Annotated in this window: 16 protein-coding genes; 12 read left to right on the forward strand and 4 right to left on the reverse strand. The window is 66.6% G+C overall.

What is annotated here, in order from left to right:
- Positions 1–178: 178 nt before the first annotated feature.
- Both rho and trxA read right to left on the reverse strand, forming a co-directional pair.
- Positions 179–1,930: a transcription termination factor Rho gene (rho, locus tag AC5P99_RS17245; RefSeq protein WP_187756987.1), complete on the reverse strand. Its 1,752-nt coding sequence runs from the start codon at positions 1,928–1,930 to the stop codon at positions 179–181.
- A gap of 228 nt (positions 1,931–2,158) precedes the next feature.
- The gene (trxA, locus tag AC5P99_RS17250; RefSeq protein ID WP_005411275.1) at positions 2,159–2,488 is read right to left on the reverse strand and encodes a thioredoxin; all 330 of its coding nucleotides are present in this window, start codon (positions 2,486–2,488) and stop codon (positions 2,159–2,161) included.
- 511 nt (positions 2,489–2,999) lie between these two features.
- On the opposite strand from trxA, the gene rhlB reads away from it, so the two are divergent.
- The 8 genes from rhlB (at position 3,000) to AC5P99_RS17290 (ending at position 11,080) form a co-directional block, all read left to right on the forward strand.
- The gene (gene rhlB / locus AC5P99_RS17255; protein ID WP_088436950.1) at positions 3,000–4,727 is read left to right on the forward strand and encodes an ATP-dependent RNA helicase RhlB; all 1,728 of its coding nucleotides are present in this window, start codon (positions 3,000–3,002) and stop codon (positions 4,725–4,727) included.
- 177 nt (positions 4,728–4,904) lie between these two features.
- Positions 4,905–5,591, forward strand: a complete 687-nt coding sequence (gene ftsE, locus AC5P99_RS17260) for a cell division ATP-binding protein FtsE (protein WP_005411273.1) — start codon at positions 4,905–4,907, stop codon at positions 5,589–5,591.
- A gap of 3 nt (positions 5,592–5,594) precedes the next feature.
- Positions 5,595–6,542, forward strand: coding sequence for a permease-like cell division protein FtsX (gene ftsX / locus AC5P99_RS17265; RefSeq protein WP_005414664.1), 948 nt, complete (start codon positions 5,595–5,597; stop codon positions 6,540–6,542).
- Between the two features lie 7 nt (positions 6,543–6,549).
- Positions 6,550–7,392: a response regulator gene (locus tag AC5P99_RS17270; protein WP_043034539.1), complete on the forward strand. Its 843-nt coding sequence runs from the start codon at positions 6,550–6,552 to the stop codon at positions 7,390–7,392.
- Between the two features lie 9 nt (positions 7,393–7,401).
- Positions 7,402–8,115, forward strand: coding sequence for a uracil-DNA glycosylase (gene ung / locus AC5P99_RS17275; protein WP_495213358.1), 714 nt, complete (start codon positions 7,402–7,404; stop codon positions 8,113–8,115).
- 278 nt (positions 8,116–8,393) lie between these two features.
- Positions 8,394–9,269, forward strand: a complete 876-nt coding sequence (gene rpoH / locus AC5P99_RS17280; protein ID WP_005411269.1) for an RNA polymerase sigma factor RpoH — start codon at positions 8,394–8,396, stop codon at positions 9,267–9,269.
- A gap of 273 nt (positions 9,270–9,542) precedes the next feature.
- Entirely contained in the window at positions 9,543–10,589 is a 1,047-nt protein-coding gene (locus tag AC5P99_RS17285; protein WP_239503584.1) for an RHS repeat domain-containing protein, read from the forward strand.
- Positions 10,590–10,597: 8 nt separating this feature from the next.
- A complete protein-coding gene (locus tag AC5P99_RS17290; RefSeq protein WP_053090762.1) occupies positions 10,598–11,080 on the forward strand; it encodes a DUF2247 family protein in 483 nt (160 codons plus the stop codon).
- A 149-nt stretch (positions 11,081–11,229) separates the two neighbouring features.
- Here the strand turns inward: AC5P99_RS17290 and purD are convergent, their stop codons facing one another.
- Both purD and purH read right to left on the reverse strand, forming a co-directional pair.
- Positions 11,230–12,513 carry a phosphoribosylamine--glycine ligase gene (gene purD / locus AC5P99_RS17295; RefSeq protein ID WP_005411266.1) on the reverse strand — a complete coding sequence of 428 codons (1,284 nt, stop codon included), beginning with the start codon at positions 12,511–12,513 and terminating at the stop codon, positions 11,230–11,232.
- Positions 12,514–12,574: 61 nt separating this feature from the next.
- Positions 12,575–14,158 (reverse strand): bifunctional phosphoribosylaminoimidazolecarboxamide formyltransferase/IMP cyclohydrolase, encoded by a 1,584-nt coding sequence (gene purH / locus AC5P99_RS17300; protein WP_012481416.1) that lies wholly within the window; start codon positions 14,156–14,158, stop codon positions 12,575–12,577.
- 223 nt (positions 14,159–14,381) lie between these two features.
- Between purH and AC5P99_RS17305 the strand changes: the two genes are divergently transcribed.
- Genes AC5P99_RS17305 through AC5P99_RS17320 form a run of 4 tightly spaced genes read left to right on the forward strand, consistent with a single transcriptional unit; the run spans position 14,382 to position 18,547 of the window.
- Positions 14,382–14,999 carry a CDP-alcohol phosphatidyltransferase family protein gene (locus AC5P99_RS17305; RefSeq protein ID WP_005411264.1) on the forward strand — a complete coding sequence of 206 codons (618 nt, stop codon included), beginning with the start codon at positions 14,382–14,384 and terminating at the stop codon, positions 14,997–14,999.
- A gap of 34 nt (positions 15,000–15,033) precedes the next feature.
- Complete coding sequence (locus AC5P99_RS17310) at positions 15,034–16,785, forward strand: bifunctional alpha/beta hydrolase/class I SAM-dependent methyltransferase (RefSeq protein ID WP_329757065.1); 1,752 nt, start codon at positions 15,034–15,036, stop codon at positions 16,783–16,785.
- On the forward strand, positions 16,785–18,113 hold the full coding sequence (locus AC5P99_RS17315; RefSeq protein WP_495213359.1) for a phosphatase PAP2/dual specificity phosphatase family protein: 1,329 nt from the start codon (positions 16,785–16,787) through the stop codon (positions 18,111–18,113). Before AC5P99_RS17310 ends, AC5P99_RS17315 begins: the two co-directional genes overlap by 1 nt.
- Entirely contained in the window at positions 18,110–18,547 is a 438-nt protein-coding gene (locus AC5P99_RS17320) for a hypothetical protein (RefSeq protein ID WP_164222567.1), read from the forward strand. The genes AC5P99_RS17315 and AC5P99_RS17320 overlap by 4 nt, the downstream gene beginning before the upstream one ends.
- Positions 18,548–18,551: the final 4 nt, after the last annotated feature.

The following is an 18,551-nucleotide window of genomic DNA, read 5'->3' on the forward strand; positions in this document are numbered from 1 at the left end:
GACCGGTTCTCCGGAAGGGGCGACAGCGGGAATCGGTGGCCAGGCCCTCGGGGCCGGGCAGGGCATCGGGCGGATTATCGCCAAAACCGGGCGGCGGTGAAGTGAAGTGGGTCGCCCTGCAGGTAAAAAAAAACCTGCCGCAGCGAGCGGCAGGTTCTTTTCGATGCAATGCCGTGGATCAGCGCTTCATCGAACCGAAGAACTCGTCGTTGGACTTGGTGTTCTTCATCTTGTCGAGCAGGAACTCCATCGCGGCCATTTCATCCATCGGATGCAGCAGCTTGCGCAGGATCCAGATCTTCTGCAGCAGTTCCGGTTCGATCAGCAGGTCTTCGCGGCGGGTGCCTGAACGGTTGATGTCGATCGCCGGGAACACGCGCTTTTCAGCGATGCGACGGCTCAGGTGCACTTCGCTGTTGCCGGTGCCCTTGAACTCTTCGTAGATCACCTCGTCCATCTTCGAGCCGGTGTCGACCAGCGCAGTGGCGATGATGGTCAGGCTGCCGCCTTCTTCCACGTTGCGCGCGGCACCGAAGAAGCGCTTCGGGCGGTGCAGGGCGTTGGCGTCCACACCACCGGTCAGCACCTTGCCCGAGCTCGGCACCACGTTGTTGTAGGCGCGGGCCAGGCGGGTGATCGAGTCGAGCAGGATGACCACGTCCTTCTTGTGCTCGACCAGGCGCTTGGCGCGCTCGATGACCATTTCGGCCACCTGCACGTGGCGCGCGGCCGGTTCGTCGAAGGTCGAGCTGATGACCTCGCCGCGCACCGTGCGCTGCATTTCGGTCACCTCTTCCGGGCGCTCGTCGATCAGCAGCACGATCAGGTGCACGTCCGGGTGGTTGGTGGTGATGGCGGTGGCGACCTGCTGCATCATCATGGTCTTGCCGGCCTTCGGCTGCGACACGATGAGCGAGCGCTGGCCCTTGCCCTGCGGCGCCATCAGGTCGAGGATGCGGCCGGTGATGTCTTCCGACGAACCGTTGCCGCGCTCCAGGGTGAAGCGGCGGCGCGGGAACAGGGCGGTCAGGTTCTCGAACAGCACCTTGTTCTTCGACGCTTCGATCGGCTCGCCGTTGATGGTGTCGACGATGTTCAGCGCAAAGTAGCGCTCGCCGTCCTTCGGGAAGCGGATGCGGCCGGAGATATGGTCGCCGGTGCGCAGGTTGAAGCGGCGGATCTGGCTGGGCGAGATATAGGTGTCGTCCGGGCCGGCCAGGTAGCTGGCTTCGGCCGCGCGCAGGAAGCCGAAGCCGTCCGGCAGGATTTCCAGCACGCCGTCGGCGGCGACGCCGTCACCGTGGCGGGTCAGTACCTTCAGCAGGGCGAAGATCACATCCTGCTTGCGGGCGCGTGCCACGCCTTCGGAGATCTGCAGCTGCTCGGCGATTTCCAGCAGCTTCTGTGCCGGCATGCGCTTGAGGTCGCTCAGCGAATAGACCGGGAAGCCTTCCGGCACGTTGGCGTGCGGACGCGGCACGAAGGGCTGCTGCTCGCCGCCGTCGTTGGGCATGCCGTCGTCGCGGAAGCGGTTGTTGTTGCGGTCACGGTCACGGTCGCGGCGGTTGCGGAAGCGGTCACGGCGGTTGCCCTGGCCTTGCCCCTGGCCCTGCTGGCCGTTCTGGTTGTACGGGTTCTGGCCCTGGTTCTGGCCACCGCCCTGGTGGTTCTGCTGCCGCGGCTGGCCGGATTCGCGACCCTCACCACCTTCGCCACCGCCACTGCTGGCAGGGGTCTCGGCGGCGGGCGCGCTCGGTGCGGGGGCGGGGGCCGGTGCCTCGGGCGCGGCGGCCAGCGGCAGGGTCGGCTGCGCCGGAGCGGCGCTGGTTTCGGCGGCTGCCGGGGCGGCGGCCTTGCTCACGCGGGGCTTGCGCACGCGCTTTTCGGCGGGCGCATCGGCGCTGCCGGTTTCGGAAGTGTTATCGGACAAGAGCGTTATTCCTCGCTTGAAGGTGCGAGCGCCCGGCTGGGGCGGCGAACGTTGGGAATGGGTCTGGAAGAAACTGCGTCCAGAGGGTGCGGCACGCGAACGCGGCCGGATGTGCCGACACTATCATCGGCCTGCGGCGCCGTGCAAGGGCTGCCGGGAACAGCATTCATCATGGACGCAGGGCGTCCGCCGGCAGCCGCGGGTGGCGGCTGCCGGAAAACAGCAGGATCAGGCCAGGGCCTTGTCCAGCAGGCCGGCCAGCTGGGCCTTGCCCACCGCACCGATCTGCTCGCCGACCTTCTCGCCGTCCTTGAACACGACCAGGTACGGGATCGAACGCACGTGGTACTTGGCGGCCAGCGCACGATTGTGGTCGACGTTGACCTTGGCGATCTTGGCGCGGCCCTGGTAGGCATCGGCCAGTTCGTCCAGCGCCGGGGCGATCATCTTGCACGGGCCACACCATTCGGCCCAGAAATCGACCAGCACCGGTTCCTTGGAATTCAGCACTGCGCTATCAAAGTCGGCGTCGCCGACATGTACAACCTTGTCGCTCATCTTGGTTTCTCGTCTTGGATTGCACCCGGCCATGCCGGAGGTGGGTGAACTGGGCCATGCCCGGTGGCGCGACCCTCGTCGTTGCCTCGCGGCGCACTGCCGCGGTGCGTTCGGCGGGATGCCTGGACGCTCACGGCCGGCAGTGTACCCCTATCGCAGGGCGGGGACAGGCGCAGGCTGGAACCCAGCGTATCGTGATCGCTTCGAAGCCCGGTATGTGTCGGATTTCACTGTCTTCCCGAAGATGGGGGTGGCAGCGGGCGACACCAGCGGGACCGGCGGGGTCGTTCAAGTCCCGTGTGGCTGGATGAAGGCGCGCCGTCTCTCCATCCGGTGAGACAGGGCATTCCGGTTTGCCGGCCCGAGTGCGTTAAACTGGGCCATTGTGCGGCGCGCGGACCGGGTGGTCCCAGCCTGCCAACCCGCCGCAGGGGCCGCAGTTTGCGACGGTGCCCCTAGACGATGAAGTGCCAGCCGCCCCACGGGCCGGCGGCCATACCAAGACGGACTCATGAGCGACAAACCGCTGACCGATTTGACCTTTTCCTCCTTCGAGCTGCACCCGGCCCTGCAGGCCGGCCTTGAAGGAGCCGGATTCACCCGCTGCACCCCGATCCAGGCGCTGACCCTGCCGGTCGCGCTGCCCGGCGGTGATGTTGCCGGCCAGGCCCAGACCGGCACCGGCAAGACCCTGGCCTTCCTGGTCGCTGTCGTGAACCGCCTGCTGACGCGTCCGGCGCTGGCCGATCGCAAGCCGGAAGATCCGCGTGCGCTGATCCTCGCCCCGACCCGCGAGCTGGCCATCCAGATCCACAAGGATGCGGTGAAGTTCGGTTCCGACCTGGGCCTGCGCTTCGCCCTGGTCTACGGCGGCGTGGATTACGACAAGCAGCGCGAGCTGCTGCAGCAGGGCGTGGACGTGATCATCGCCACCCCGGGCCGCCTGATCGACTACGTCAAGCAGCACAAGGTGGTGTCGCTGCACGCCTGCGAGATCTGCGTGCTGGACGAAGCCGACCGCATGTTCGACCTGGGCTTCATCAAGGACATCCGCTTCCTGCTGCGCCGCATGCCGGAGCGCACCACCCGCCAGACCCTGCTGTTCAGTGCCACCCTCAGCCACCGCGTGCTGGAGCTGGCCTACGAGCACATGAACGAGCCGCAGAAGCTGGTGGTCGAAGCCGAGACCATCACCGCCGCGCGCGTGCGCCAGCGCATCTACTTCCCGGCCGACGACGAGAAGATCCCGCTGCTGCTGGGCCTGCTGTCGCGCAGCGAAGGCGCGCGCACCATGGTCTTCGTCAACACCAAGGTGTTCGTCGAGCGCGTGGCGCGTTCGCTGGAAAAGGCCGGCTACCGCGTCGGCGTGCTGTCCGGCGACGTGCCGCAGAAGAAGCGCGAGAGCCTGCTCAACCGCTTCCAGAAGGGCCAGCTGGAAATCCTGGTGGCCACCGACGTGGCTGCGCGCGGCCTGCACATCGACGGCATCAAGTACGTCTACAACTACGACCTGCCGTTCGACGCCGAAGACTACGTGCATCGCATCGGCCGCACCGCGCGCCTGGGTGAAGAGGGCGACGCGATCAGCTTCGCCTGCGAGCGCTACGCCATGGGCCTGCCGGACATCGAGGCCTATATCGAGCAGAAGATCCCGTCCGAGCCGGTCACCAAGGAACTGCTGACCCCGCTGCCGCGCCCGGAACGCCCGGCTCCGGCTGCAGGCGAGGAAGGCGAGGACAACGAAAGCGTCGGCCAGATCTTCCGCGAAGCGCGCGAAGCCCGCGCCGCCGAGGAAGAGCGTCGGGGCGGTGGCCGCAGTGGCGGCCGTTCCGGCGGCGGTGGTGGTGGCCGTGGTGGCCGTGACGGTGAGCGCAGCGGCGAACGCCGTTCGCGTGGCCCGCGCAAGCCACGCGCGGAAGGCGAGCAGGGCGCTCCCGCGCCGGCCGCCGGTGCCGAAGGCGCCGCTGCCCAGGCCCCGCGTCCGCCGCGCCCGCCGCGCGCCGAAGGCGCACCGGAAGGTGCTGCGGACGGCGAGCACAAGCCGCGCAAGCGCCGCCGCCGTCGCCACGGTCGTCCGGTCGAGGGTGCCGAGGGCGTGCAGAACGCCGCCGGCAATGGCGCCAGCCCGGTCACGCCGGTGCAGGTGGTGGCCAAGCCGGTGCGCACGGCTGCTGATACCGGCGATTCGTTCCTGACCCGCATCGGCCGCAAGATCCGCCGGATGCTGTCGGGTAGCTGATCGGCGCTGTCGATCAGCGGGTAGCACCCGACCGTTGGTCGGGTGGCTTCAAGGGCGTGCCGACCAACGGTCGGCACCCACCCTGGCCGGCAGTTGTGTGGGTTGCCGGCCAGCGGCCGGCACTACCGATCGTGTGACCGTCTCCACGACGTCGCGCCGGTCCTGCATAATCGGGGCATGAGTGTCCTGCGCTTCGACAATGTCAGCAAACAGTACGCCGGTGGCCACGAGGCACTGACCGATGTCAGCTTCGAGGTCGCGCCGGGCGAGATGCTGTTCGTCACCGGCCATTCCGGTGCGGGCAAAAGCACCCTGCTCAAGTTGATCCACCTGGACGAGCGGCCCAGCCGTGGCGCGGTGGTGTTCGACGAGCGCAACCTGCTGAAGGTGCGTGGCGGCGATGTGCCCCGCCACCGTCGCGCGGTGGGTGCGGTCTACCAGGACCACCGCCTGCTGATGGACCGCTCGATCGCCGAGAACGTGGCGCTGCCGCTGATCCTGCGCGGCACCCGCCGTGGCGACATCAGCAAGCGCGTGCGCTCGGTGCTGGAACGGATGGGCCTGGGCCACCGCGAGAAGGCGCTGCCCTCGCAGCTGTCGGCCGGTGAGCAGCAGCGCGTCGGCATCGCCCGCGCCATCGTCGGTGAGCCCAAGCTGCTGGTGGCCGATGAGCCGACCGGCAACCTCGACCCGACCCTGGCGGCGGAGATCATGGCCCTGTTCGCCGAGCTGCCCGCGCGCGGCACCAGCGTGCTGGTGGTCAGCCACGACCTGCCGCTGCTGCGCCGCATGCGCAAGCGCGTGCTGATCCTCGACCACGGCCGGCTGGTGGATGACATCTCGCCGCAGGACCTGGCGGAGTAACGCATGGCGAAGAACGAAAACAGCGAAGCCGCCGCCCCCTCGCGCGTGGGCGTCTGGTTCCAGCACCACGCGCACAGCGTGGTGTTCAGCCTCGGCCGTGCCTGCCGCAAGCCGTGGGCGACCCTGCTGACGGTGATGGTCATGGCGCTGGCACTGGCCCTGCCGCTGGGCCTGTCGATCGCGCTGGACAACCTCAAGCAGTTCGCTGGCAGCGTGCAGCAGTCGCGCGACATCAATGTGTTCCTCAAGGGCAACGTCGATGGCCCCGGCGCGCTGCGCCTGGCCGGCCAGCTGCGCGACCGCGACGACGTGGCCGAAGTGAACGTGCGCACGCCCGAGCAGGGCCTGCAGGAACTGCGCGACGCCGGCCTCGGCGAGGCGATCGACGCACTCAATGACAACCCGCTGCCCTCGCTGCTGGTGATCACCCCCGGCCAGGGCAAGGACGACGCGCGCCTGGCACGCGCGCTGGAGAGCCTGCCCGAGGCCGACCTGGTGCAGCACGATGCACTGTGGCGTCAGCGCCTGGATGCCTGGCTGGCGTTCGGCGCGCGGCTGGTGCAGGTGCTGTCGGTCCTGCTCGGCGTCGGTGCCGCGCTGGTGGTCGGCAACACCGTGCGCCTGGACATCCAGGCCCGCCGCGAAGAGATCGGCGTGCTGCAGCTGCTCGGCGCCAGTGATGGCTTCATCCGCCGCCCGTTCCTGTACCTGGGTGCGTGGTATGGCCTGGGCGCCGGCGCGGTTGCGCTGGCCCTGATCGGCGCCGCCGGTGCCGCGCTGCGCGTGCCGCTGGCCGAACTCTCGCGCAGCTACGGCAGCCCGTTCGTGCTGCACGGCCTGGACCTGCTGCACGGTGGCCTGGTCCTGCTCGGCACGCTGCTGCTGGGCTGGCTGGGTGCGTGGCTGGTCACCGGCCACTTCCTGCGCCAGACCCGACCGACCGACACCTGAGACCGGCATGCAACCGCAAGCGCTGAAGCACCTTGAAGGGCCCGCGACGCGGGTGATGGTGGTCGATGGCTCGAAGCTGGTCCGCAAGCTGATCGCCGACGTCCTGCAGCGCGACCTGCCGGGCGTGGAGGTGATTGGCTGCGACAGCATCGAGGATGCGCAGCAGGCGCTGGCGCAGGGCCCGGTGGACCTGGTGACCACCTCGCTGACCCTGCGTGATGGCGACGGCCTGGCGCTGGCGCGGATGATCCGCGAAGCGGCCGGCCAGGCCTACGTGCCGGTGATCGTGGTGTCCGGCGATGCCCAGCAGCATCTGGAGCAGCGTCGTTTCACCGAGTACGTCACCGACTATTTCGACAAGGCGCTGGGCCACGAGGCGCTGGCGACCTTCATCCGCGGCTATGTGCAGCCGCAGACCATTCCCGGCGCGACCATCCTCTACATCGAGGACAGCCGCGTGGTGGCCGAGGCCACCAAGCGCATGCTCGAACGCCAGCAGTTGAACGTGCTGCACGTGGTCAGCGCCGAAGAGGCGTTCACCCTGCTCACCGCCGAGTCGCTGGGCCGCAGCCGCCATCGCATCGACCTGGTGCTGACCGACGTCACCCTGAAGGGCGAACTGAGCGGCCGCGACGTGGTGCAGCGCGTGCGCGTGGACTTCGGTTACGGCAAGCGCCGCCTGCCGGTGCTGGTGATGACCGGCGACGGCAACCCGCACAACCAGACCGGGCTGCTGCAGTCCGGCGCCAACGACCTGGTACTCAAGCCGATCGAAGAACGGCTGCTGGTCACCAAGGTGCTGTTCCAGTTGCGCCTGGCCCGGTTGAACGATGGACCCCTGATTCGATGAAGTGGTGCAATGGTTGATGAAGTAGCGGACACCCCGACGATCCAGCTGGAACCGAGCTGGAAGCAGCATGTCGGCGATTACCTCCTGCAGCCGCAGATGCGCGAGCTGTCCAGCTTCCTGCGCCAGCGCAAGGCCAGTGGCGCGGCGGTATTCCCGCCCGGCCCGCAGATCTTCGCCGCGTTCGACGCCACGCCATTCGAGCAGGTGAAGGTGGTGATCCTCGGCCAGGACCCGTACCACGGCCGTGGCCAGGCGCATGGCCTGAGTTTCTCGGTGCCGCCGGGCGTGCCGGTGCCGCCGTCGCTGCTGAACATCTACAAGGAAATCGAGAGCGATCTCGGTATCCCGCGCCCGGACCACGGCTGCCTGATCCCGTGGGCGCAGCGCGGCGTGCTGCTGCTCAATGCCGTGTTGACGGTGGAGGAGGGCAAGGCCGGCGCACACCAGGGCCGTGGCTGGGAAGGCTTCACCGATCACGTGGTGGACGTGCTCAACCGCGAACGCGAAGGCTTGGTGTTCATGCTCTGGGGTGCCTACGCGCAGCAGAAGGGCAAGGTCATTGATACCCGTCGCCATCGCGTTCTGAAGGCCCCGCATCCGTCGCCGCTGTCGGCCCATCGTGGCTTCCTCGGCTGCCGCCATTTCTCGATGGCCAACGAGTACCTGCAGCGTCGCGGCCAAGCCCCGATCGACTGGTCGCTGCCGCCGCGCTCGGTGCTCTGAGCGCCGGCTGGCGGCCGGGCCTGAACGCCGGACAACGTTCCCTGGCCTGAATGGGCCTCCAGAACGGCCCGTTCAGCTCCGCTTGACCGGAATCGGCCGGTTTCCGGCAGGTAATCGCTTGAATTCCAAGGGATTGTGAATCCCGAAAAGCGCGCTCGCCACTGTCATCAAATCGCGCTACGGTAGGGCTCTGTTTGGGACCAGTGTTGCATCAATAGGATGCTGGAACTTTTTCCTCCTTTAGCAGTCCAAATCCCGGACTGCTAAGATGGGTGCCTATGAGCCAGAACACCTCTACTGCCCTTGTGGCAAACAATCTCCCGATTCCCAGTGCGCTCGGTTCGCTGGACGCCTACATCGGTGCCGTGCACCAGATCCCGGTGCTGTCGGTCGATGACGAACAGGACCTGGCCCGTCGCTTCCGCGACGGCAACGATCTGGACGCCGCCCGCGAGCTGGTGCACTCGCACCTGCGCTTCGTGGTGCACGTGGCCCGCGGTTACAACGGCTACGGCCTTGCCCTGGGCGATCTGATCCAGGAAGGCAACATCGGCCTGATGAAGGCGGTCAAGCGCTTCGACCCGGACATGGGCGTGCGCCTGGTCTCCTTCGCCGTGCACTGGATCCGTGCAGAGATGCACGAGTTCATCCTGAAGAACTGGCGCATCGTGAAGGTCGCCACCACCAAGGCGCAGCGCAAGCTGTTCTTCAACCTGCGCAAGTCGAAGACGCGCCTGGGCTGGATGAACGCGGCGGAAGTGAGCGCGGTGGCCAAGGACCTGAACGTGTCCGAGCGAGAGGTCATGGAAATGGAGTCGCGCCTGTCCGGCCGCGATATCGGTTTCGACGCGCCGACCGACGAGGACAACGAACACGCACCGCCGTCGCCGGCTGCGTTCCTGGTTGCCGATGACGAAGACCCGTCGATGGCCTACGAGCGCGAGGACAGCGAAGACAACCAGATGCAGCTGCTGCGCGAAGGCCTGGCCGAACTGGATGCCCGCTCGCGCGACATCATCCGCCGTCGCTGGCTGGACGCCGACAGCAAGGTGACGCTGCAGGAGCTGGCCGACGAGTACGGCGTGTCCGCCGAGCGCATCCGCCAGGTTGAGGCGAACGCGCTGAAGAAGATGAAGGCGCTGTTCACCGCGTAAGGCATAGATCTTAGGTTCGGTTCCTATTTCCGGAACGCGTTCTGATGAAAAGCCCCGGCGTTGGTCGGGGCTTTTCGTTTGGCCAGCATGGCAGTTGGTAATGCCGGCCGCTGATCGGCGGATTCAGTAGTACCAGCCCATGGCTGGCAGTCATGCGCTTCCGGTGGCCGTTCAATCCCTCGCGAGGTTTATAGCCCAGGGCTTGGTCCAATTCAGAATGGTCATTTTGGCCTCAGTCCTGGAGTTGGACTCCGATGACTGCCTTCCTGTGCTATGAATGCCAAGCCTTGCTTCAAGGCTCTTTCATGGATTGGAATGATGCGCAGGTTCGGGGGAACTGCAGGCGGTGTGTCGACCCGCTTCGGGGCATTTGAAGATCGAACTCGCAAGCTTGGTGTTATAGGCGCCTGGCTGTGCTGCTTGCTGCTGATGGGCCTTGGCCTGTCACCATCCGCAATCGCCCAGACAACGATCACATACATTCACACTGATGCCCTCGGCTCGGTTGTGGCCGAAAGCGATGCCAACGGCAACGTCATCAAACGATATGACTACGAGCCCTACGGGGCCGTGGTAGGCGGTCAGGTCACGGATGGACCTGGGTACGCCGGACATGTGAGCGACTCGGCCACAGGGCTGAGCTACATGCAACAGCGCTACATGGATCCACAACTGGGTGTGTTTTTGTCAGTGGACCCAGTCACCGCTCACCAAAAGCCAGTTGAGCAGTTCAATAGGTATCGGTACGCGAACGGGAATCCCTACAGGTTCGTCGATGCGGATGGAAGGCAGGCCGCAGAGCGATTCGTTGAGCGGCATCGGAGGGATATTGCTGCCGGAAATGGCGCCGTATACGAGCCGATGAGACCGGCCGCAATCGCTGTTACAGCGGCAATGGCTGCCCCAGTGCTGATCGAAGCTGGCATGGTTGCGATGGCCAATCCAAGTGTCGTATCAGCAGCTACCAGTATCGCTGCTGATATCGCAGGAGTTACAGGTGCCGGTGGAGCAGGTGTGGCGGCATCCAAAGTTCTGAGTGTTGAAGGTCGGGCACTTTTGAATTCCCGACCTGTGGGAAGTGCACTCAAAGCCGACGCTGGGCACAATTCGGCGACCTTCATGCGAGAGACCGCTGCAGAAGCGGGTGTTCATACTCCATTGACAGGGGGTGACGGCGTGGTCCGCACTCTGACTCAGCTGCCAGGTGAACTCAATGGAAAGGCCGGTCGATTTGAATACATAGTCGACAAGGCTGGCGACTTGACCCATCAAAGATTTGTGGAAGGTGGCAGCATGAACGGAATACCAAACAAGAAGTGAGTGTCTACATGAGAACGTATGACTGTATTCAGCCCTATGGACCCTGGAGTCAGACCGAGGTGGCGTGGGCACTGGGGCGCCATCTGATTGACTTTGAGGTTGTGAAGCACTGCGCGTCGGAGCAGAAGGAACTGGAAGAGAAGTTCAATCTGAACGCCTTGATTGAAAGACTTGAAGGGGCTTTTCCCGATGAGCGTAATAGCGTAGCTGCGCAGTTGGCGGCATTCGATAAGAACTCAAACGAGGATGAGATTCTCAGAAGATGGCTTGTTGCATTTCTCGCGGACGCTTACGCCAAGCGCGATGAGATTGCTGATCCGCTCGGAGAGGTTGAGAGGATCTACGCTGATTTTGATTACCCGGAGTCTCTGGAGAGCTTTGTCAGGTACATGCCAGCTTCTGATGGGTATGATCCGACTGCGCACTCACATGAGCAGAATGTTGCGCGTCTCTTCGAGAACTGGAAACGTTATCTTGACTCGGCGAAATAGCGGATTCACTCAGCGTAATTTCCTTCGCTTGATGTGCGTCGCCTCTTCCCGAAGCGCACCGTCCCGGCTTCCATGCCGAGGACGGTGAAAACTCCCAGAATCCGTGATCTGGTTCCATGCAGGAGGCTGCGTGGTGGATCTACCAGGCCTCACCCCTCGCGTGCGATCGCGCGCCAACCAATGTCGTTGCGGTGGAACTCGTTGGCCCAGGTCACCTTGGCCACGCCGGCATAGGCATTGGCCTGCGCGTCGCGCACGCTGTCGCCCAGTGCGGCCACGCACAGCACGCGACCGCCGGCACTGACCACGTGGCCCTGCGCGTCCAATGCAGTCCCCGCATGGAACACCTTGGCACTGGCCGGCACGTCGTCCAGGCCGGAAATCACGTCACCGGTGATCGGCGCTTCCGGGTACGGCCTGGCCGCCAGCACCACGCCCAGCGACGGGCGCACGTCCCACTGCGCTTCGACCTGGTCCAAGCGGCCATCGATGGCCGCTTCCACCAGCTCGACCAGGTCCGACTGCAGGCGCAGCATCACTGGCTGCGTTTCCGGGTCGCCAAAGCGCACGTTGAATTCGATCACCTTCGGCGCGCCACTGGCATCGATCATCAGGCCGGCGTAGAGGAAGCCGGTGAACGGGATGCCGTCGGCGATCATGCCTTGCACGGTGGGGTTCACCACCTCGCGCATCACCCGTGCATGCACCTCCGGCGTCACCACCGGGGCCGGCGAATAGGCGCCCATGCCGCCGGTGTTCGGGCCGGTATCGCCGTCGCCGACGCGCTTGTGGTCCTGCGAGGTGGCCATCGGCAGCGCATGCACGCCGTCCACCATCGAAATGAAGCTGGCTTCCTCGCCGTCGAGGAATTCCTCGATCACCACGCGCGCACCGGCATCGCCGAATGCGTTGCCCGAGAGCATGTCACGTACCGCGTCCTCGGCTTCGGCCAGGGTCATCGCCACGATCACGCCCTTGCCGGCGGCCAGGCCATCGGCCTTGACCACGATCGGCGCGCCCTTCTCGCGGATGTACGCCAGCGCGGCGTCCACGTCGGTGTGCACTGCGTAGAACGCGGTGGGGATGTTGTGGCGGGCCAGGAAGTCCTTGGCGTAGGCCTTGCTGCCTTCCAGCTGCGCGGCGGCGGCGGTCGGCCCGAAGATGCGCAGGCCGGCGGCGCGGAAGCGGTCGACCACGCCGGCCACCAGCGGCACTTCCGGGCCGACCACGGTCAGTGCCACGCCTTCAGCCTGGGCCAGCGCCAGCAGACCGTCGATATCGGTGACTTTCACCGCGACGTTGCGGCACTTGTCTTCGCTGGCGGTGCCGGCGTTGCCGGGTGCCACGATCACTTCGGTGACACGGGAGGACTGGGCCAGCTTCCATGCCAGGGCGTGTTCGCGGCCGCCAGAGCCGATGACGAGGATCTTCATGGGACAGGGTTCTCGGGTACGGAAGAGAAAAGCCGGGCAGGGCCCGGCTTCGTGATGCGGATCAGTGGCGGAAGTGGCGCACGCCGGTGAACACCATCGCCAGGCCATGTTCGTCGGCGGCGGCGATCACTTCGGCATCGCGCATCGAACCGCCCGGCTGGATGACCGCCTTGATGCCGGCGGCAGCAGCGGCGTCGATGCCGTCGCGGAACGGGAAGAACGCATCGGAAGCCATCACCGAACCCTCGACCACCAGGTTTGCATCGGCCGCCTTGATGCCGGCGATGCGCGCGGAATAGACGCGGCTCATCTGCCCGGCGCCCACGCCAATCGTGCGGTTGTCCTTGGCGTACACAATCGCGTTGGACTTCACGAACTTGGCCACCTTCCAGGCGAACAGCAGGTCGGTGAACTGCTTGTCGGTCGGTGCCAGCTTGCTGACCACCTTCAGTTCGTCGCGGGTCATGCCGCGGTTGTCCGAGGACTGCAGCAGCAGGCCCGAGCCGACGCGCTTGCTGTCGAAGTTGTTCAGGCCATCACCGTGCGGGATGCGCAGCACGCGCACGTTGGCCTTCTTCTGTGCGTATTCCAGCGCGGCCGGCTCGTAATCCGGGGCAATCAGCACCTCAACGAACTGGCGGTCGAGGATGACCTTTGCAGTGGCCGCATCCAGCGGCTTGTTGAAGGCAATGATACCGCCGAAGGCGCTGGTCGGGTCGGTGGCGTAGGCCAGCTCGTAGGCATCGCCGTTGCCGGCGCCAACCGCCACGCCGCACGGATTGGCGTGCTTGACGATGACGCAGGCCGGCGCATCGAACTGGCGCACGCATTCCCACGCCGCATCGGCGTCGGCCAGGTTGTTGTAGCTCAGTTCCTTGCCCTGCAGCTGCTGGAACGTGGCCAGGGTGCCCGGCACCGGGTACAGGTCGCGGTAGAACGCGCCGCTCTGGTGCGGGTTTTCGCCGTAGCGCAGGTCCATCACCTTCACGAAGGTGGAATTCATCTGCGCCGGGTACTCGGCACGCGCCGGCACGGCGGCGTCGGTGGCGGTGACCGCCGACAGGTAGTTGCTGATGGCCGCGTCGTACTGGGCGACGCGGTTGAACGCAGCCACCGAGAAGGCGAAGCGGGTGCTGGCCGACAGCTGGCCGTCGTTGGCGTCCAGCGAGGCCAGCAGCTCGGCGTACTGCGAGGGGTCGGTGGCCACTGCCACGCGGGCGAAGTTCTTGGCCGCCGAACGCAGCATGGCCGGGCCGCCGATGTCGATGTTCTCCACCGCGTCGGCCAGGGTGCAGTCGGCCTTGGCGGTGACCGATTCGAACGGGTACAGGTTCAGCACCAGCAGGTCGATGGCACCGATGCCGTGCTCAGCCATCACCGCATCATCCAGGCCGGAACGGCCCAGCAGGCCGCCGTGCACCATCGGGTGCAGGGTCTTGACCCGGCCGTCCATCATTTCCGGGAAACCGGTGACGTCGGCCACGTCCTTCACGGCCAGGCCCGCATCGCGGATCGCCTTGGCGGTGCCGCCGGTGGACAGCAGCTCCACGCCGCGTGCGGCCAGCGCAGTGGCCAGCTCGACCAGGCCGGTCTTGTCGGAAACGGAGAGGAGGGCCCGGCGGACGGGCAACAGATCGGCAGTCATGGGACAGAATCGGCAGCGGAGCGGGGCCGATATTGTAGGCGGTGGGGGCCGGTGGCGGGCGCTGGAAGGGGTAATTTGCCGTGGCGATCGACGCAAGGCCGGGTCGGGCACACCGATCCGGCCCGATCCGGGGGCTGGCCTGCGGACCAGAGCAGGGTTGTCGGAATCTGCCGACGATGGGGTAGGCTGTGCCCGCACTGCCAAGGATCAGCGGGTACGGATCATGTCGATCTATGCATTGAAAGGACGTTTCCAGGACCTGTTGCGTCCAGCCGTACGCGGCCTGTATCGCATGGGGATCACTGCCAATACGGTGACCGTGGCCGCTGCCGTGGTCTCGCTGCTGGTGGCTGCCGCCGTCTGGTGCTGCGCGCCGGCCCAGCCCCTGCTGTACCTGCTGCTGCCACTGTGGATGCTGCTGCGCATGGCGCTCAACGCCGTGGACGGCATGCTGGCCCGCGAGTTCGGCCAGCAGTCGCGGCTGGGCGCCTATCTGAATGAGCTGTGCGATGTAATCGCCGACGCGGCGCTGTACCTGAGCCTGCTCAGCGTGCCGGGCGTGCGCCCCGAGATGCTGTGGCTGCTGGCCTGGACCGCGGCCCTGAGCGAGTACGCCGGGGTGCTGGGGCTGATGGTCGGTGCCAGCCGCCGCTACGACGGCCCGATGGGCAAGAGCGACCGCGCGTTCGTGATCGGTGCGCTGGGCCTGCTGCTGGCGTTCGAGTGGGTTGGCGCGATGACGGTCACTGGCGTGGCCGCGGTCATGGCGGTGCTGTGCGTGCTGACGATGGTCAACCGCGTCCGTCGGGGACTGCGGGAAGCAGCGGTTTCGCCGAATTAATCAAGCAGATACAAGAAGACAATCAGGAGATTGCATGCGTCAGGCGCAGGAACGGGAATTCCACAGCTTCGACCAGGTACCGCTGTTCTACCGGTACTGGGCGGGCACCACCGCAACGCCGGCCACCAAGGCCATCGTGCTGCTGCACCGCGGCCATGAGCACTCCGGCCGGGTCACCCACCTGGTCGATGAGCTGGACCTGCCCGACACCGCCTTCTTCGCCTGGGACGCGCGCGGCAATGGCCGTTCGCCGGGCGCACGGGGCGATGCACCGGGCTTCCCGGCGCTGGTGCGTGATCTGGACAGTTTCATCGCCCACATCGGCGCCGAGCACGGCATTGCGGTGGAAGACATCGTGGTGATCGCGCAGAGCGTAGGGGCGGTGGTCGCCGCGACCTGGGTGCACGACTACGCGCCACGCCTGCGCGCGCTGGTCATGGCCTCGCCGGCGTTCAAGGTGAAGCTGTACGTGCCGTTCGCGCGGCCGGGCCTGGCCTTGATGCAGAAGCTGCGTGGCAACTTCTTCGTCAACAGCTACGTCAAGCCGCAGTGGCTGACCCACGATCCGGCGCGGGCGGAAAGCTACCGCACCGACCCACTGATTACCCGGCCGATTTCGGTGCGCGTGCTGCTGGGCCTGTACGAGGCGGCCGACCGCATCGTGGCCGATGCGCAGGCAATCAGCGTACCGGTGCAGCTGCTGGTGTCCGGCTCGGATTTCGTCGTGCACCGTGGCCCGCAGGACCGCTTCTACGAGCGCCTGTCCAGCCCGATCAAGGAGCGTGTGCATCTGCCGGGCTTCTTCCACGACACGCTGGGCGAGCGCGATCGTGCACCAGCACTGGCGCGCATCCGCGGCTTCATCCAGGCGCGTTTTGCCGAGCCGCTGCGCGAGCTGTCACGCCGCGACGCGCACCGTCACGGGCCAACCTTCGAAGAATCCGAGATCCTGGCCTGGCCACCGGAGCGCAACAGCCTGGCCGACCTGCGCTGGCGCGTGGTGCGTGGCGGCCTGCGCTTCGGCGGCACGCTGTCCGAAGGCATCGCGCTGGGCCTGCGGACCGGTTTCGATTCCGGTAGCACGCTGGACTACATCTACCGGAATGAGGCGCGCGGCAAGGGCCAATTGGGGCGGATGGTCGACCGCAACTACCTGGATGCAATCGGCTGGCGTGGCATCCGCGTGCGCGGCCAGCACCTGCAGGAACTGCTGCGCGACGCTGCCCAGCGCCTGCGCGGGCAGGGCACGCCGGTGCGTGTGCTGGACGTGGCCGCCGGCCATGGCCGGTATGTGCTGGAAGCGCTGGGCCAGGGCGAACAGCGCGCCGACCGTATCGTGCTGCGTGATTTCAGCGATCTGAACGTGACCCAGGGCCAAGCGTTGATCGAGCGCCTCGGTGCGGCCGACATCGCCCGCTTCGAGCAGGGCGATGCGTTCGATCCGGCGCAACTGGCCAAGGTCGATCCAGTACCGACACTGGCGGTGGTCTCGGGCCTGTACGAACTGTTCCCCGACAACGACGCCGTGCTGCGCTCGCTGCAGGGTATCGCCGCAACGGTGCCGGTGGGCGGCTACCTGGCCTACACCGGCCAACCCTGGCACCCGCAGCTGGAATTCATCGCCCGCGCCTTGACCAGCCATCGCGGTGGCGCGGCGTGGGTGATGCGTCGCCGTACCCAGCAGGAGATGGATGAGCTGGTGCGCCTGGCCGGTTTCGAGAAGGTGGCGCAGCGCATCGACGACTTCGGCATCTTCACCGTGTCGCTGGCGCGCCGGACCGCGTGATGGCGACGCTCGCCGCAACCCCGCTGGCCGCGGAAGGGCGCCCCTGGCGGCGCGCCCTGCTGTGGCTGGCCCTGCTGGGTCCGTTCTTCTTCGCAAGCTATGGCTTCGCCAACTGGATGGCCGGCCGCCACGCCACCCTGCCGGTGATGGCGTTCGCGTGGGAGACACGCATCCCGTTCGTGCCGTGGACGATCGTGCCGTACTGGTCGATCGATCTGTTCTACGCGATCTCGTTCTTCCTGTGCCGGCGTCGGCTGGAACTGGACCGGCATGCGCTGCGACTGTTCAGTGCGCAGGTCATCGCGGTCACCTGTTTTCTGCTGTGGCCGCTGCGCTTCAGCTTCGAGCGTCCGGAGATCGGGGGTGTGTTCGGCTGGCTGTTCGATGTGCTGCTGGGCTTCGACAGGCCGTTCAACCAGGCGCCGTCGCTGCACATCGTGTTGTTGATCGTGCTGTGGGTGAAGTTCGCGCAGTACCTGCATGGCGTGTGGCGCGGGCTACTGCATGTGTGGGCACTGCTGATCGGCGTCTCGGTGCTGACCACGTTCCAGCACCATTTCATCGATATCCCGACCGGCCTGCTGGCCGGTTGGCTGTGCGTCTGGCTGTGGCCGGAGCAGGGCACGCCACCATTGCGGGCCTGGCACACCGCGCGTGATGCGAGGCGTTGGCGATTGGCAGCGTTGTACCTGTTGGGGGCCGCCGTATTGCTGGTGCCGGTGGTGCTTCTGCGTGGCGCCGCGTTGTGGCTGCTGTGGCCGGTGGCGTCGTTGCTGCTGGTGGCGCTGGCCTATGCCGGGCTGGGTACAGCGGTGTTCCAGAAGCGCGCCGATGGCCGCCTGACGATGGCCGCGCGATGGCTGCTGGCACCGTACCTGGGCGCTGCCTGGATCAACTCGCGGCTGTGGACGCGGCGTGCGCCGCAGCCGGTGCCGGTGATGGACGGTGTGTGGCTGGGGCGCATTCCCTCTGAGGCATTGCCGGCCCCCCTGGTGGGCGTGGTCGATGCCTGTGCCGAGCTGTCCTGTCGCGCGCAGGGCGCCGCGTATGCCAGCGTGCCGATGCTGGACCTGGTGGTCCCTGCACCGGAACAGCTGCGCGAAGCGGCCGAGGCCATCGAGCGCCTGCATGCGCACGGACCGTTGCTGGTGTGCTGTGCGCTGGGCTATTCGCGCAGCGCCGCCAGCGTGGCCACCTGGCTGCTGCGCAGCGGTCGTGCGGCCGATGCGGACGCGGCGGTGGCGATCGTGCGTGCTGCGCGCCCTGGCATCGTGCTGGGTACGGCCCATCTGCGTGCCATCACCGACGCGGCAGGAGTGCGCGCATGAGCACGGTTCCCGATCTGGCGACCATGCAGCTGCTGCTGCGGCAGGGGCGTTGGCCGGCATGCCTGTCGCTGGGGCTGCTGCTGGTGGCATTGCTGCTGCTCGGCACCGAGCCGGGCCTGGCGATGATCGCTGCAGGGTTGCTGCTGGCCAGCATGTCTGCAGGGGTGGCCCAGGCGTACCACGCGTGGCGGGTTGCGCTGGACGCCAGCCTGCTGCAGCTGCTGCGCGATGAGCGCCTGGACGGCGATGCCGCCGCGCGCCGCACTGATCAGCTGCTGCAGGACAGCGGCCTGCGCCGCGCGTCGCCCGATGCGCCCCTGCGGGGCTGGGACGCGCGCTGGGCCGGCATGCGTCGCCTGCTGCTGCGCCAGTACCTGCTGACAGCGGTGCAGTTCGCACTGCTGGTGCTGGCCGTGTTGTGGCCGCAGACGTGAACGG

The organism is Stenotrophomonas sp. YJH_SMC_80 (assembly GCF_059372495.1).

Excerpts from the sequence above, each read along its gene's own strand:
- AC5P99_RS17310 (WP_329757065.1), top strand. The coding sequence starts at position 15,034 with ATGCGTCAGGCGCAGGAACGGGAATTCCACAGCTTCGACCAGGTACCG.
- AC5P99_RS17285 (WP_239503584.1), top strand. The coding sequence starts at position 9,543 with ATGAATGCCAAGCCTTGCTTCAAGGCTCTTTCATGGATTGGAATGATG.
- AC5P99_RS17320 (WP_164222567.1), top strand. The coding sequence starts at position 18,110 with ATGAGCACGGTTCCCGATCTGGCGACCATGCAGCTGCTGCTGCGGCAG.
- ung (WP_495213358.1), top strand. The coding sequence starts at position 7,402 with ATGGTTGATGAAGTAGCGGACACCCCGACGATCCAGCTGGAACCGAGC.
- ftsE (WP_005411273.1), top strand. The coding sequence starts at position 4,905 with ATGAGTGTCCTGCGCTTCGACAATGTCAGCAAACAGTACGCCGGTGGC.
- AC5P99_RS17305 (WP_005411264.1), top strand. The coding sequence starts at position 14,382 with ATGTCGATCTATGCATTGAAAGGACGTTTCCAGGACCTGTTGCGTCCA.
- purD (WP_005411266.1), bottom strand. The coding sequence starts at position 12,513 with ATGAAGATCCTCGTCATCGGCTCTGGCGGCCGCGAACACGCCCTGGCA.
- ftsX (WP_005414664.1), top strand. The coding sequence starts at position 5,595 with ATGGCGAAGAACGAAAACAGCGAAGCCGCCGCCCCCTCGCGCGTGGGC.
- AC5P99_RS17290 (WP_053090762.1), top strand. The coding sequence starts at position 10,598 with ATGAGAACGTATGACTGTATTCAGCCCTATGGACCCTGGAGTCAGACC.
- AC5P99_RS17270 (WP_043034539.1), top strand. The coding sequence starts at position 6,550 with ATGCAACCGCAAGCGCTGAAGCACCTTGAAGGGCCCGCGACGCGGGTG.
- rpoH (WP_005411269.1), top strand. The coding sequence starts at position 8,394 with ATGAGCCAGAACACCTCTACTGCCCTTGTGGCAAACAATCTCCCGATT.
- purH (WP_012481416.1), bottom strand. The coding sequence starts at position 14,158 with ATGACTGCCGATCTGTTGCCCGTCCGCCGGGCCCTCCTCTCCGTTTCC.
- trxA (WP_005411275.1), bottom strand. The coding sequence starts at position 2,488 with ATGAGCGACAAGGTTGTACATGTCGGCGACGCCGACTTTGATAGCGCA.
- AC5P99_RS17315 (WP_495213359.1), top strand. The coding sequence starts at position 16,785 with ATGGCGACGCTCGCCGCAACCCCGCTGGCCGCGGAAGGGCGCCCCTGG.
- rhlB (WP_088436950.1), top strand. The coding sequence starts at position 3,000 with ATGAGCGACAAACCGCTGACCGATTTGACCTTTTCCTCCTTCGAGCTG.